Origin of the sequence: Hylemonella gracilis (assembly GCF_004328645.1) — a bacterium.
In the GTDB taxonomy this organism is placed as follows: domain Bacteria; phylum Pseudomonadota; class Gammaproteobacteria; order Burkholderiales; family Burkholderiaceae_C; genus Hylemonella; species Hylemonella gracilis_B.
On record NZ_CP031395.1, the window covers coordinates 2,358,374 to 2,372,289 of the forward strand.

13 protein-coding genes and 3 pseudogenes are annotated in these 13,916 nt (G+C 65.9%); 13 read left to right on the forward strand and 3 right to left on the reverse strand.

Features of this window, described 5'->3' with window-relative positions; all coding sequences use genetic code 11:
• The first annotated feature begins 162 nt into the window (after positions 1 to 162).
• The 11 genes and pseudogenes from mltB to DW355_RS11270 all read left to right on the forward strand — a co-directional run bounded on the left by mltB (position 163) and on the right by DW355_RS11270 (position 9,803).
• Positions 163 to 1,260 carry a lytic murein transglycosylase B gene (gene mltB / locus DW355_RS11220; protein WP_131282623.1) on the forward strand — a complete coding sequence of 366 codons (1,098 nt, stop codon included), beginning with the start codon at positions 163 to 165 and terminating at the stop codon, positions 1,258 to 1,260.
• A 95-nt stretch (positions 1,261 to 1,355) separates the two neighbouring features.
• Positions 1,356 to 3,860, forward strand: coding sequence for a heavy metal translocating P-type ATPase (locus DW355_RS11225; RefSeq protein ID WP_131280160.1), 2,505 nt, complete (start codon positions 1,356 to 1,358; stop codon positions 3,858 to 3,860).
• A pseudogene (gene ccoS, locus DW355_RS11230) lies at positions 3,860 to 3,996 on the forward strand (cbb3-type cytochrome oxidase assembly protein CcoS). Before DW355_RS11225 ends, ccoS begins: the two are co-directional and overlap by 1 nt.
• A 71-nt stretch (positions 3,997 to 4,067) precedes the next feature.
• Positions 4,068 to 5,507: a cytochrome-c oxidase, cbb3-type subunit I gene (gene ccoN, locus DW355_RS11235; RefSeq protein WP_131280162.1), complete on the forward strand. Its 1,440-nt coding sequence runs from the start codon at positions 4,068 to 4,070 to the stop codon at positions 5,505 to 5,507.
• A gap of 12 nt (positions 5,508 to 5,519) precedes the next feature.
• Complete coding sequence (gene ccoO / locus DW355_RS11240; RefSeq protein ID WP_131280164.1) at positions 5,520 to 6,137, forward strand: cytochrome-c oxidase, cbb3-type subunit II; 618 nt, start codon at positions 5,520 to 5,522, stop codon at positions 6,135 to 6,137.
• An 11-nt stretch (positions 6,138 to 6,148) separates the two neighbouring features.
• On the forward strand, positions 6,149 to 6,283 hold the full coding sequence (locus tag DW355_RS11245) for a CcoQ/FixQ family Cbb3-type cytochrome c oxidase assembly chaperone (RefSeq protein WP_006296263.1): 135 nt from the start codon (positions 6,149 to 6,151) through the stop codon (positions 6,281 to 6,283).
• 29 nt (positions 6,284 to 6,312) lie between these two features.
• Positions 6,313 to 7,230 carry a cytochrome-c oxidase, cbb3-type subunit III gene (gene ccoP, locus DW355_RS11250; protein ID WP_131280166.1) on the forward strand — a complete coding sequence of 306 codons (918 nt, stop codon included), beginning with the start codon at positions 6,313 to 6,315 and terminating at the stop codon, positions 7,228 to 7,230.
• Positions 7,202 to 8,683 carry a cytochrome c oxidase accessory protein CcoG gene (ccoG, locus tag DW355_RS11255; RefSeq protein WP_131280169.1) on the forward strand — a complete coding sequence of 494 codons (1,482 nt, stop codon included), beginning with the start codon at positions 7,202 to 7,204 and terminating at the stop codon, positions 8,681 to 8,683. The genes ccoP and ccoG overlap by 29 nt, the downstream gene beginning before the upstream one ends.
• A gap of 32 nt (positions 8,684 to 8,715) precedes the next feature.
• Positions 8,716 to 8,955 carry a nitrogen fixation protein FixH gene (locus tag DW355_RS11260; protein WP_242671122.1) on the forward strand — a complete coding sequence of 80 codons (240 nt, stop codon included), beginning with the start codon at positions 8,716 to 8,718 and terminating at the stop codon, positions 8,953 to 8,955.
• A 71-nt stretch (positions 8,956 to 9,026) separates the two neighbouring features.
• Positions 9,027 to 9,236 (forward strand): annotated as a pseudogene (locus tag DW355_RS11265) (hypothetical protein); the annotation flags it as partial.
• Between the two features lie 87 nt (positions 9,237 to 9,323).
• Positions 9,324 to 9,803: a GNAT family N-acetyltransferase gene (locus DW355_RS11270; RefSeq protein WP_131280174.1), complete on the forward strand. Its 480-nt coding sequence runs from the start codon at positions 9,324 to 9,326 to the stop codon at positions 9,801 to 9,803.
• A gap of 47 nt (positions 9,804 to 9,850) precedes the next feature.
• On the opposite strand, the gene fnr is transcribed toward DW355_RS11270, so the two are convergent.
• The gene (gene fnr / locus DW355_RS11275; protein ID WP_131282625.1) at positions 9,851 to 10,576 is read right to left on the reverse strand and encodes a fumarate/nitrate reduction transcriptional regulator Fnr; all 726 of its coding nucleotides are present in this window, start codon (positions 10,574 to 10,576) and stop codon (positions 9,851 to 9,853) included.
• Positions 10,577 to 10,763: 187 nt separating this feature from the next.
• Here fnr and hemN point away from each other — a divergent pair.
• Both hemN and DW355_RS11285 read left to right on the forward strand, forming a co-directional pair.
• Positions 10,764 to 12,208 (forward strand): annotated as a pseudogene (gene hemN / locus DW355_RS11280) (oxygen-independent coproporphyrinogen III oxidase).
• Between the two features lie 14 nt (positions 12,209 to 12,222).
• Entirely contained in the window at positions 12,223 to 13,062 is an 840-nt protein-coding gene (locus DW355_RS11285) for a sulfite exporter TauE/SafE family protein (RefSeq protein WP_131280176.1), read from the forward strand.
• Here the strand turns inward: DW355_RS11285 and DW355_RS11290 are convergent.
• Together DW355_RS11290 and DW355_RS11295 are read right to left on the reverse strand one after the other, a co-directional pair.
• On the reverse strand, positions 13,049 to 13,411 hold the full coding sequence (locus DW355_RS11290; protein ID WP_131280177.1) for a 4'-phosphopantetheinyl transferase superfamily protein: 363 nt from the start codon (positions 13,409 to 13,411) through the stop codon (positions 13,049 to 13,051). The genes DW355_RS11285 and DW355_RS11290 overlap by 14 nt on opposite strands.
• The gene (locus DW355_RS11295) at positions 13,351 to 13,896 is read right to left on the reverse strand and encodes a hypothetical protein (RefSeq protein WP_131280180.1); all 546 of its coding nucleotides are present in this window, start codon (positions 13,894 to 13,896) and stop codon (positions 13,351 to 13,353) included. The genes DW355_RS11290 and DW355_RS11295 overlap by 61 nt, the downstream gene beginning before the upstream one ends.
• Positions 13,897 to 13,916: the final 20 nt, after the last annotated feature.

Below are 13,916 nucleotides of genomic sequence, written 5' to 3' on the forward strand. Positions count from 1 at the left end.
GGCCGGCTTGGCGTCGCGGTGATCTGCTCGCTCGCAGGCATGGCCCAGGCGCAGGGTGGGGTTCCAAAGGCTGCGGTACTGATCTCTGGAGCTGCCACTCATACAGCGTCGGCCGAGGCCAGTTCCACCTCTACCACCAGCGTGCCGCGCATCGCGCCAACCGTGCCGCTGCGTCGCCTGCCTTCCTGGGTGGATGGCAATGGCCCGAGCTACGCGAAGCGCGCGGACGCGATGACGCTGGCCGATGAGATCGCCGCTCAGCAAGGCCTGGACCGGGCCTGGGTGCGCCGCCAGATCGCCCGGGTGCGCCAGGTCCCGCAGGCCTTGGAACGGGTGCTGCCGCCGTCGCCGGGCAGCCGGGCGCGGGACTGGCAGCAGTACCGGGGCAATTACCTTCAGGCGCAGCGCATCGGAGCCGGGGTGGAGTTCTGGCGCAAGCATGAAGCGCTGTTGTCGCGCGCCTCGGTGCAGTACGGCGTGCCGGCGGAAATCATCGTCGGCATCCTGGGCGTTGAAACCTATTACGGGCGCAACACGGGCAATTTCCGCGTCATCGAAGCCTTGACGACCTTGTCGTTGGACTTCCCGGCCGCCCACCCGCGCGCAGCGGCTCGCACGGCCTTTTTCCGTGAGGAGCTCGCAGCGTTCCTGAAAAAGTGCCATGCCGCGAAGCTGGACCCCTTCCAGTTGCGCGGCAGCTTTGCCGGTGCGCTGGGCATTCCGCAGTTCATGCCTTCCAACTGGGCGCGCTACGGCGTGGATTTCGACGGGGACGGCAGGGTGGACTTGAGTGGCAGCGTGGCCGATGCCATCGGCTCGGTGGCCAACTACTTCAAGTCCTTCAATTGGAAGCCTGGCATGCCCACGCATTACACCGTGAGCTTTGACTACGCCTTGCTGGATTTGCCTCTGTTGCTGGCGCCGGACATCAAGCCAACCTTTGCCGTGGAGCAGTTCACCGCCATGGGCGTCTTGCTCGGGCACGATGCGCGTCAGCATGAAGGACCGTTGGCCCTGGTGGAACTGCAGAACGGTGACTATTCGCCGAGCTATGTCGCGGGTACCGAGAATTTCTACGCCGTGACACGCTACAACTGGAGCAGTTACTACGCCCTGGCCGTGATCGAACTGGGCGAGGCAGTGAGCCAAGCCATGGTTTCGGGCCGGTTGCGGGACCGGGAGAGCGCCACCAGGGAAAGTCCGCTCAGGGAAAACACGGCCCGCGAAGCGGCCAACGAGGACAAATCCACCCGAATGTAGGCGCACGCGGGGCACACGAAACCCGCCAGGGCTTGCCATGAAGATTTGATTTGCATCAAATCGCATTCATGCCGCGCCCGTTACGCTTGCCGTCCATGACGTCAGCCCTTGCCGCCGGAGCATCGCCTGCCGCGGCATTGCCCGTGGAAGCTGCTACCGGGCCTGCCTCCTCCGCCCTTGCCCAGCCGACCTCCACGCCCGTCGTCGATGTTGGCGCGGAAATCAACGCTGAAACGGCGGCTCAAGCACCCGATGTCCGCGCGCTGATCGACGACCCCCAGTTCTGGCCCGCTTTTGGGCAGGTCGTGTCCGGCCAGGATGCGGCCAGCGTGCCATTGTGGGATTCCAGTCTCGCCATCGGTGGCATGTACTGCGCTGCCTGCGCGCTCAATGTGGAAGACGCCCTGCGCCGCCTGCCGGGCGTGGAGTCCGTCAGCGTCAGCGCGGGCAGCCAGCGTGCACGCCTGCGCTGGCGCGAAGGCGTGGCCCGGCCCTCCCAGTGGCTGGAGGCGGTGCAGGCGGCGGGCTACCGTGCCGTGCCCGCGCAGGACCAGTTCGCCAGCGAGCGGCGTCGTCAGGAGTCGCGCGGCGCCCTGTGGCGCTGGCTGGTGTCGGGCTTCTGCATGATGCAGGTCATGATGTACGCGTGGCCTGCCTACGTGGCGGGGCCTGGCACTGCCATGGGCGACCTCAGCGGCGAGCAGGAGCAGCTGTTGCGCTGGGCCAGCTGGGTGCTCACGCTGCCGGTCTTGCTCTTCTGCTGCGGCCCCTTCTTTTCGGCGGCCTGGCGTGACCTGACAAGCGGTTTGCGGCAGCGTCGCTTCAGCCTGCGAATCGGCATGGACGTGCCGGTGGCCCTGGGCATGGGCATTACCTTCATCGTCAGCACGCTGGGCACCTTCGAGCCCCAGGGCATCTTCGGGCGCGAGGTGTACTTCGACTCGCTGACCATGTTCGTCTGCTTCCTGCTGACTGGACGCTGGCTGGAACAGCGCTTGCGCAACCGCACGGCCGGCGCACTCGACGCCCTGATGAACCGACTGCCCGAAAGCGTGCTGCGTCAGAAACCTGAGGGTGTGGCCGGGGTGCCGAAGTACGAGCGAGTGGTCTTGCACCGAGTGCGCGTGGGCGACGTGCTGCGCGTGCTGCCTGGCGAAGCGTTTCCTGCTGACGGCGTTCTGCTCGATGGCCTCTTGCCCAACAGCACGCAGGTCGACGAAGCCCTGCTGACCGGTGAATCCCGGCCGCTCAAGCGGGGGCCGGGCGACGCCATCATTGCGGGCAGCCACAACCTGGTGGCTCCGGTGCTGATGCGGGTCGAGCGCGTGGGCAAGGACACGCGTTATGCGCAAATCGTCGCCCTGATGGAGCAGGCCGAGGCCAGCCGGCCGCGCATGGCGCAACTGGCAGACCGGCTGGCACGGCCTTTCCTGTTCGTCGTGCTGCTGGCGGCTACCGCAGCGGCGGCCTACTGGTGGCAGGTTGACGCGGCGACAGGGCAGGGCGGGCCGGGCCATGCCCTGATGGTGGCCGTGGCCGTGCTCATCGTCACCTGCCCCTGCGCGCTCACCCTGGCCACGCCGGCGGCCTTGCTGGCGGCGGCGGGCACGCTGGCGCGTCAGGGCGTGCTGGTGCGCCGCCTCTCGGCGCTTGAAACCCTGGCCGGGGTCGACACCTTTGTATTTGACAAGACGGGCACCCTGACCAGCGATGCCTTGACATTGCAGGCCGTGCGCACCCGCGAAGGCTGGACGCGCGGCCAGGCCCTGGCCTGGGGCGCGGCGCTGGCGCGGCAGTCCCTGCATCCGCTCTCGCGCGCCCTGGTCAAGGCCGCCACCACGGTGGCGTGGGAGACCATGCCGGTCGACGAGGTACGGGAGCACAGCGGCCTGGGGCTCACGGGCACGGTGGATGGGCGGACTCTGCGCCTGGGCTCACCCGCGCATTGCAGCGTGCCGGCGCAGGCCGTGTTCGGGCCGCATGCCATGCTGGCGGATGCACAGGGTTGGTTGGCCACCTTCGAGTTCGGCGAGGAGATCAGGCCGGATGCGCGCGCCACGATCGCGGCGCTGCGCGAACAAGGGCTGGCGGTGCGGGTGTTGTCGGGTGACGCGCCCGCGCCGGTGGCGCGCGTGGCCCGTGAACTGGGTCTGGACCCGGCGGATGCACGGGGCGCTTGCGCACCGGATGACAAACTGGAGACCTTGCGGCAATTGCAGGCTCAGGGCCGCACGGTGGCGGTGGTTGGCGACGGTCTGAATGACGGCCCCGCATTGGCGGGCGCGCAGGTGTCTTTCGCGTTTGGTCCGTCCGTGCCCCTGGCGCGCGCCCGGGCCGACTTCGTGGTGTTGGGCGAGCATCTGTGCAGCGTGGCGCAGGCCCAGGCCATTGCCAGGCGCACCTTGCGCATCGTGCGCCAGAACATCGCCTGGGCCGTGGCCTACAACGCGGCCTGCATCCCGCTGGCGGTGATCGGACTGTTGCCAGCCTGGGCGGCGGGCCTGGGCATGGCCGGCAGCTCCCTGCTGGTCGTGCTCAACGCGCTGCGCCTGACCCGGCCTGTCGGGCTGCGAGCCACCCCCGGCCTGGAAGGCGCCTGATGGACATCCTGTATTTGCTGATTCCCCTGTCGGTCGCCCTGGTGTTTTTTGTTCTGGGGGGCTGTGGTGGGCGATCCAGCGCGGCCAGTTCGAGGACCTGGAAGCCGAAGGAGAACGCATCTTGCGCGACGACTGAATGCGGCCTGTTTGACATGCGTCAAACCGGAGGTGGAACCAAGCAGGCAGACTGTGAAAAAGAGGTGAAACATGACAGTACTCAAACAGGACGCCACGGTCTATAACGACACCGTGGTTCGACAGTTCGCCATCATGACGGTGGTGTGGGGCGTGGTGGGCATGCTGGTGGGCGTCATCATCGCCGCCCAGCTGACTTGGCCTGAGCTGAATTTCGGTATCCCCTGGCTCAGCTACGGGCGCTTGCGCCCCTTGCACACCAACGCGGTGATCTTCGCTTTCGGCGGCTGCGGCTTGTTCGCGTCCGCCTATTACGTGGTGCAACGCACCAGTCAGGTCCGCCTGTTCGCGGGGCCCTTGGCGGCCTTTACGTTCTGGGGCTGGCAACTGGTCATCGTGCTGGCGGCCATCACGCTGCCCCTGGGCTACACCAGCGGCAAGGAATACGCCGAACTTGAATGGCCCATCGACATCCTGATCGCGCTGGTCTGGGTGTCTTTCGCCATCGTGTTCTTCGGCACGGTGGGTATGCGCAAGGTCCGGCACATCTACGTGGCCAACTGGTTCTTCGGGGCCTTCATCATCGCCGTGGCGCTGCTCCACATCGTCAACAGCGCGGCCATTCCCGCCGGCCTGCTCAAGAGCTACTCGGCCTACGCCGGCGTGCAGGACGCGATGGTGCAGTGGTGGTACGGCCACAACGCGGTGGGCTTCTTCCTGACTGCGGGTTTCCTGGGGATGATGTACTACTTCATCCCCAAGCAGGCCGAGCGACCGGTCTACAGCTACCGCCTGTCCATCGTCCACTTCTGGGCGCTGATCTTCACCTACATGTGGGCGGGTCCGCACCATCTGCACTACACGGCCTTGCCGGACTGGACGCAGTCGGTCGGCATGCTGTTCTCGCTGATCCTGCTGGCGCCGTCCTGGGGCGGCATGATCAACGGCATCATGACGCTCAGCGGCGCCTGGCACAAGCTGCGTGACGACCCCATCCTGCGCTTCCTGATTGTCAGCCTGTCCTTCTACGGCATGAGCACCTTCGAGGGGCCGATGATGTCCATCAAGACCGTCAATGCCTTGAGCCACTACACGGACTGGACGATTGGCCACGTGCACAGCGGCGCCCTGGGCTGGGTGGGCCTGGTGACCATGGGCAGCATGTATTACCTGATCCCGCGTCTGTTCGGCCAGAAGCAGATGTTCAGCGTCAAGGCCATCGAGGTCCATTTCTGGGTGTCCACGATCGGCATCGTGATCTACATCGCGGCCATGTGGATCGCGGGCGTGATGCAGGGCCTGATGTGGCGTTCGGTGGATGCCGACGGGACGCTGACCTACACCTTCGTCGAATCGGTCAAGGCCACATACCCCTTCTACGTGCTGCGTCTGCTGGGCGGTCTGCTCTACCTGGGGGGCATGTTGCTCATGCTCTGGAATGTCATCAAGACGGCGCTGGCGGGACGGGTGGAACCGGTGCGCATCCCGAACGTCGCTGCGGCCCACGCCTGAGGAGAAAAGAACATGGCGCAACAAAAAACCTCGGGTCACGAAAAGATCGAGACCAACAACTTCCTGATGATCGTGCTGATCCTGCTGGTGCTGCTGGTCGGTGGCCTGGTCGAGATCGTGCCGCTCTTCTTCCAGAAGTCCACCACCCAGCCGCTGGAAGGTGTCAAGCCCTACACCGCGCTGCAACTGGCCGGGCGCGACGTCTACATCCGCGAGGGCTGCTACAACTGCCACTCGCAGATGATCCGCCCCTTCCGCGCCGAGACGCTGCGCTACGGCCACTACTCGGTGGCGGGTGAATCGGTCTACGACCATCCCTTCCAGTGGGGCAGCAAGCGCACCGGCCCCGACCTGGCCCGCGTGGGCGGCCGCTACAGCGATGAGTGGCACCGCATCCACTTGAACAACCCGCGCGACATGGTGCCGGAATCCAACATGCCGGCCTATCCCTGGTTGGGTCGCAACTCGGTGGACGCCGAGTCCTTGCCCACGCACATGAAGGCGCTGCGCGTGGTCGGCGTGCCCTACACGGACGAGCAGATTGCCCAGGCGTCCGTGGACGTGAAGGACAAGACCGAGTTGGACGCGTTGATCGCTTACCTGCAGGTGCTGGGCACCGCGCTGAAATAAGGAGCAAGGACATGGATATCAACACCCTGCGTTCCGTGGTCACCGTGGCGGGCCTGCTCTGCTTCATCGGTATCGTGGCCTGGGCCTGGTCGGCGCGCAAGCAGCCGGACTTCGAGCAGGCCGCGCGCCTGCCCTTCGAAGAATGAAGACAAGACACTGAAGACGAGAACACATCATGAGCGACTTCACGCACAACTTCTGGTCGATCTTCATTGGCGCCGTCACCCTCATCAGCATCATCGCCTGCCTGGTGCTGCTGTGGGTGTCCGGCAAGGTCAAGGTCAAGAACGCCACCGCCGACAACAGCACCGGACATGTCTGGGACGAAGACCTGCGAGAGATGAACAACCCGCTGCCGCGCTGGTGGGTGGGTCTGTTCATCCTGACCATCATTTTTGCCCTGGTGTATCTCTTCCTGTATCCGGGCCTGGGCAAGCACGCGGGTTCCCTGGGCTGGACGCAGAAGGGCGAATACGAAGCCGAGATGGCCAAGGGCGCGCAGCAGGTGGCGCCGCTTTACGCGAAATTCGCGGGCATGGGCGTGCCCGATGCCGCCAAGGAGCCCCAGGCCGTCGCAGTGGGCGAAAAGCTATTCCTGAACAACTGCGCCCAGTGCCATGGCAGCGACGCGCGTGGCAGCAAGGGTTTCCCGAACCTGACGGATGGCGACTGGCTCTGGGGCGGTACACCCGACACGATCAAGACCACCATCACCCAAGGTCGCACGGGCGCGATGCCGCCCATGGCCGCGGCCCTGGGCGGCGCGGACGACGTGAAGAATGTGGCGCAGTACGTGCTCAGCCTGTCCGGCAGTCCGCATGACAGCCTGCGGGCGCAGCTGGGCAAGGCCAAGTTCGGGGTCTGCGCAGCCTGCCACGGGCAGGACGGCAAGGGCAATCCATTGCTGGGCGCGCCCAACCTGACGGATGACGTCTGGCTGCATGGCTGGGGCGAGGGCGCCATCATGGCCATGATCAACAATGGCAAGACCAATCAGATGCCCGCGCAAGGCACGGAACACGGTGGCAAGCTCAGCGCCGAGCAGATTCACCTGCTGACGGCCTATGTCTGGAGCCGCGGTGGTGGCCGATAGAAAGGTCATTCCGGTCGTCGCCGTCGAAGCGGGCGGCGACGAGACCATGGTCTCGCTTTACGAGGCCAGCAAGAAGATCTACCCACGCAGCGTCAGCGGGTTCTATGCTCGCTGGCGCTGGGTCCTGGTGTGGTTCACGCAGATCATTTTCTATGGGCTGCCCTGGCTGCAATGGGGCGAGCGTCAGGCCGTGCTCTTTGACCTGGGGGCGCGGCGTTTCTACCTTTTCGGCCTGGTTCTCTACCCGCAGGACTTCATCTATCTGACGGGCTTGCTCGTCATTTCGGCGTTGTCGCTCTTTCTTTTCACCGCCGTGGCCGGGCGTCAATGGTGTGGTTACGCCTGTCCGCAGACCGTCTACACCGAGATCTTTCTCTGGATCGAGCGCAAGCTCGAAGGTGATCGCAGCGCGCGCCAGCGCCTCGATGGAGGGCCCTGGAACCTGAACAAATTCCTCCGCAAGGGAGGCAAGCACGCGGTCTGGCTGTCGCTGTCGCTGTGGACGGGTTTCACCTTCGTGGCATATTTCACGCCGGTGCGCGAGCTCTGGGCCGAATCCTTCACGTTGGGTTTTGGCCCCTGGGAATGGTTCTGGGTGAACTTCTACGCCTTGGCGACCTATGGCAACGCGGGGTTCATGCGCGAGCAGGTCTGCAAGTACATGTGCCCTTATGCACGCTTCCAGAGTGCGATGTTCGACAGGGACACGCTGATCGTCAGCTACGACGAAAAGCGTGGTGAGCCGCGCGGCGCGCGCTCCCGTCAGACCGATGCGCAGGCGCTCAAGGCGCGGGGCCTGGGTGACTGCATCGACTGCACGATGTGCGTGCAGGTCTGTCCCACGGGGATCGACATCCGCAAGGGCCTGCAGTACGAATGCATCAGTTGCGGGGCCTGCGTGGACGTGTGCGATGGCGTGATGGACAAGATGGGCTATGCCCGTGGCCTGATCCGCTACACCACGCAGAATGCCCTGACCGGAGGCTGGAGCCGCCTCCAGACCTGGAAGCGCGTGTTCAGGCCGCGCGTGCTGGTCTACACGGCCATACTTTGGGCCATCATCTTCGGTCTGCTCACGAGCCTGGCCTTGCGCTCCTCCTTCAAGGTGGATGTTGTGCGGGACCGTGGCGTCCTCGCGCGCATCGTTGTGGGCCCGGATGGGCGCGGCATGATCGAGAATGTTTACCGGCTGCAGATCATGAACGCCGCGGAGACCACGCAACACTTTCGCGTCACGGTCGCGGGCCTGCCTGGCTTGGCGGTGGTCAGCGACGGGGGCGAGGGGAGCGAGATCACCGTCGGTCCGGCGCAATCCCGGTGGGTTGCCGTGCGGGCGCAGCTGTCCTACGAAGACAGCGAGCGCGTGGGCACCGGCAGCCACCCCATGCGGTTCGAGATCAGTGCCGACGATCATGTGGTGAAGGAAAAATCCGTCTTTCTCGTTCCCCGATGAGCGGGCGGTTTTCAAAATTCATGGAGCAAGACATGCACGACACAAAACCCTGGTGGACTTTTGGCTATGTGTGGCTGGTCCTGGCGGGCCCCATCATCGTGGTGATCGCCAGTTTGCACACCTTCTGGCTGGCCGCCAGCATGCCTGATCCGGTGCTGGACACCAGTGTGCTGAGGCACAGCGAAGCCCCCGCGCAGCAGGCACGCAACCATGCGCAGACCGGTGCGCCCGTGGCCGGTCGGTCCGCAGCCAGTGCCCCTGCGACGCCCTGACAGGCGGCGGGTTGACCCTGGCAAGAGTTTCGAATCAACAAGAACGCAGCCGCAACGAGGAGAACACAAATATGCTGTGGCGCAAACTGATGTGGATCGCCTGGCCGGCTTTTTTGGTTGCCGGCTTGCTGGAAATGCTGGTCTTTGCCCTCGTGGACCCGCAAGACCTGTACTGGTTCGGCCAACCCCTGGAACTGGCGCGGGCCGGGGTGTACACGCTGGCTTTTTTCGCCTTCTGGGCCATGGCGGGTCTGGCCAGCGCCTTGACCCTGTTGCTGGCAAGCGAACAGGACTGAGCGCCTGGACGCGGAGGCCGCGATGGCCTTGCGGCAGAATGCTCGGTGTTTCCGAGTTGCCACGAACCTGCCATGCACCGACTCGCCACCCTGGACGACCTGCAGGCCGTCTATGCCCTCTACATGCACGAGGAGGTCGTGCCCTATCTGGGTCACGACCCCATGCCCTTGGCCGAGTTCCGCGCGATCATGGATGAGCTGGTCGCGTCGCGATCGTTCTACGTGGTCGAGCGCGATGGGCAGGTTCGGGGTTTCTACCGCCTGAGCCGGCATGCGGGACGGGCACGCCATGGCGCCTATCTTGGCACCTTCGCGGTGGCGCCATCCGAACGTGGCACGGGTCTGGCCGCGTCCATCATCGGGGACGTGGTGTCACGTCTGCGCCGCGACGGCGTGCGGCGGCTTGAGCTCATGCTGGAGGCCGACAATCCCCGAGCCCTGCGTTTCTATGAGAAGCAGGGTTTTGAGTTCGAAGGTCGACTGCGTAACGCCTACCGCCGTTCCGACCAAGACCACGACGTCGACGAACTGCTGATGGCGCGGCTGCTGTAGCGGACAGGCGGCGGAGCGAACCTTAGCCCGGCCAGGACAATCAAGCGTCAGTTGCAGGCGGGCTGGACGGCGTTGACCAGCCGGGTCAGGGCGTCGGTGTCGAGGATGCGCACGTAACGTTGTTTGACCTCGACGATGCCATCTTCCGCGAAGCGCGAGAAGGTGCGGCTCACGGTTTCGAGCTTCAGGCCCAGGTAGCTGCCGATTTCCTCGCGGGTCATGCGCAAGATGAGTTCGGACTGCGAGAAGCCACGCGCGTGCAGGCGCTGCACCAGGTTCAGCAGGAAGGCGGCCAGCCGCTCCTCGGCGCGCATGCTCCCCAGCAGCAGCATGACGCCTTGGTCGCGCACGATCTCGCGGCTCATGATGCGGTGCACGTGCCGCTGCAGGCCGTTGATTTCGCGCGACAGGTCTTCGATGCGCTCGTAGGGCATGACGCAGACTTCCGCGTCTTCCAAGGCCACGGCGTCACAGCTGTGCAGGTCGTTGACGATGCCGTCCAGTCCGATGATCTCGCCAGCCATCTGGAAGCCGGTGACCTGATCGCGCCCGTCCTCGGTGGTGATGCAGGTCTTGAAGAAGCCGGTGCGGATGGCGTAGAGCGATTCGAACTTCTCGCCCGCGTGGAACAGAGCCTCGCCGCGCTTGACCTTGCGTCGGGTGGAGACCACATCGTCAAGGCGTTCCATCTCCTCGCTGCTCAGGCCCACGGGCATGCACAGCTCACGCAGATTGCAATTCGAGCAGGCAACTTTGATCGTGTGCAGATCCATCGAACGCAGGTTGATGGCGGGGCGGGACGGCATGGCGGCTATTGTGACATGGTTGAGTTCGTCGGCGGAACCCGGCCAGCCGAGGTGCGCGGGCGTGGGAGGGCGAATCGGTCACCTTTTGATGCAAGTCAAGATGGAGGGCGCGTGCGCGGTGCACAGTCTCGTACCGATCAGCAGGCTTTTGTCCATGCACAAAGAAACAGACACCGCCATCGCCCCCGACGCACCGTTCTCACTCACGCCCGAGTTGCTGCGTCGCCACGATGTGAGCGGTCCGCGCTACACCTCCTACCCCACGGCGGATCGTTTCGTCGAGGCCTTTGGGCCCACGGACTATGCCCAGGCCCTGGGGCAGCGTGGGGGCGCGGGCGCGGGCGCCCTGCCTTTGTCGCTGTATGTGCATATCCCCTTCTGCGAATCGCTGTGTTACTACTGCGCCTGCAACAAGATCATTACCAAGCACCATGAGCGCGCGGCCGAGTACCTGCGTTATCTGGCGCGCGAGGTGGATCTGCATCTGGAGGCCCTGGGCGTGGCTGCGGGGGGACATGCCCCGGCGATCAGCCAACTCCATCTGGGGGGGGCACCCCGACCTTCCTGAACGACGCGGAACTGCGTTCGCTGATGCGCATGCTGCAACGCGCCTTCCACTTCACGCCCGGCGGGGAGTATTCCATCGAAGTCGATCCGCGCACCATCGATCCGGCTCGCCTGAATGTGCTGGCCGAGCTGGGTTTCAATCGCCTGAGCTTCGGGGTGCAGGATTTCGACCCCGCCGTGCAGAAGGCCGTGCACCGCGTCCAGCCTGCGCGCCAGGTGTTCGACCTGGTGGCGGCCGCGCGGGAGCGCGGCTTTGAGTCCGTCAACATCGACCTGATCTACGGCCTGCCGCTGCAGACGCCCGAGTCCTTCGCGCGCACCCTGGACCAGGTGGGTGAGTTGCGACCGGACCGGATCGCGTTGTACGCCTACGCCCATCTGCCCGAACGCTTCAAGCCCCAGCGCCGCATCGATGATGCCCAACTGCCGGGCGCGGCGGCCAAGCTCGCCATGCTGTCGGACGCCCTGGCGCGCCTGCAGGGCGCGGGATACGTCTATGTGGGCATGGACCATTTCGCCCTGCCGGGCGACGCGCTGGCGGTGGCGCAGCGCCAGGGTCGCCTGCACCGCAATTTCCAGGGTTACAGCACCCAGCCCGATTGCGATCTGATCGGATTGGGTGTGTCCGCCATCGGGCGCATCGGCGCGACCTACAGCCAGAACGCCAAGACGCTGGAGGAATACTACGACGCGCTGGACCGGGGCAGCTTTCCGGTGCAGCGGGGTTTGGCGCTGTCGCGCGACGACCTGGTGCGCCGCGCGGTGATCATGGCCCTGATGTGCCAGGGCGAACTGATGTTCGAGTCCATCAACTTGGCCTGGCTGATCGACTGCAAGACTTATTTCGCGACCGAGCTCGCGGCCCTGCGCGGTCTGGCCGAGCAGGGTCTCGTGACGCTGGATCTGGACGAGCGGCGCGGCGGCATCCAGGTGACAGCGCTGGGCTGGTACTTTGTGCGTGCCATCGCCATGGTGTTTGACCGTTACCTGCAGGCCGATCGCAACCGCGCGCGTTTCTCGAAGATTCTTTGAGCCAGAATGCTGGCATGTCATCCACCCTTGCCTTGACGGCCCTGCTGATGGGGCTGGCCGGTGGGCCGCATTGCGTGGCCATGTGTGGTGCGGCCTGCGCCGGCCTGGCGCGCGCGGCGCGCGGTGGCGTTCAGACGACGCAACAGCCGATCCACTTCCGGGGCGGCGCGTCCAGCGCGCTGCCCGTGGTGAGTTTGCCCAGCAGCGCCGACGTGTCCGATCTGCCCCTCGTGCTGTTGTTCCAGTTGGGGCGGGTGCTGGGTTACGCGATTCTGGGGGGCCTGGCCGCGGCTTCGATGCAGGGCCTGGGTTGGCTGACAGTCCATTCGGCGGCCCTGCGACCCCTCTGGTCACTCTTGCACGTGGCCGCGATCGTGCTGGGCCTGGTCCTGCTGTGGCGGGCCGCGCAACCGGTCTGGCTGGAGCAGGGCGCGCAGGCGCTGTGGCGCGGCGTCCAGCGCATGGTTCGGGGCCGTGCAGGCACCGACGAAGGCGCGGGTGGCAGGAGCGCAGGCGCTGGCGTGCTCCTGATCGGCAGCCTGTGGGCCTTGCTGCCCTGTGGCTTGCTGTATTCCGCCTTGCTGGTCGCCACCTTGACGGGACAGGCCTGGCAAGGCGCGGTCGTCATGGCCTTGTTCGCGCTGGGCACCGCCGTGTCCATGACCCTGGGGCCCTGGTTGTGGCTGCGCCTGGGGCAGGGTGCGGGCTTGCGCAGCCCGCTCCTGCAGAATCTGGGCGTGCGCCTGGCCGGGCTGGCTCTGGCCCTCAGCTCGGCCTGGGCGCTCTGGATGGGCCTGGCGCATGACACCGCGCCCTGGTGCGTGGTTGGCTTGGCGGGGCTCACAACGGCTTGATCAGGCCGACGTGCCAGGGTTGCGCCGTTTGATCCACCAGGGGAGGCGTACCCGCAGAGGGACGATCGGCATTCGGGCCGGATGCCGGCTCCGGGGATGCCGTCCGCGACCAGCGCAGGGGCAGTGCTGTGTGTCGCGGGTCCAGCGGCCAGGTCAGGGCCAGGGTGCAGTCCTCGGTCTGCCAGACCTGCCCGTTGAACGATGCACCGTCCACTGCGAGCGTGGTGTGCAGGCGCGGCAGCAGGGCCCAGTCCAATGGCCGTGCCTGCTGCTTGAACCAGGCTTCCTTCAGCGTCCAGAGGGCCAGGAAGCGCTGGCCTTGCTCGGATGGCTCCGCCAGTGCGGCCAAAGCCCTTTGTTCCAGGGGGAGCCGGCGACCTGGACCAGTGCGTGCCAGTCGCGGGCGCCGGAACGGCCCGCCGTGGTTTCGAGGTCCAGGCCGACAGCCACCGGTGCAGCGGCAGCGCAGACCCAGTCTCCGCTGTGGCTCAAGGCCAGGTGCAGGGGCGCATCCCCCATGCCCTGTGCCTCAAGACGTGGCGGTCCATGGTCGGAGGCAGAGATCGAAAAGGTCCCCGCGGGCAGCAGGGGCTGTAGCAAGCGCCGCAGCAGAAGGCGCCCCGCGATGAACTGAGCCCTGCGCCGGGGCGCGGAGATGGCGTTCAGGCGCTCGTGCTCGGAAGGGGAGAGCCCCGTGAGGTCGGCCGGCGAGGGGCTGCCATCGGGGCGAGCAGTCTGGCCGACCGCGGTGGGCGACGGGCCACGCAGCAATTCGGAGACCCGTGCCAGGGTTAGCCAGATGGCGGGCGCTGGGCCGTCGGACCAGGCTGGCACGGTCGGTCCCCTTAGGCGAC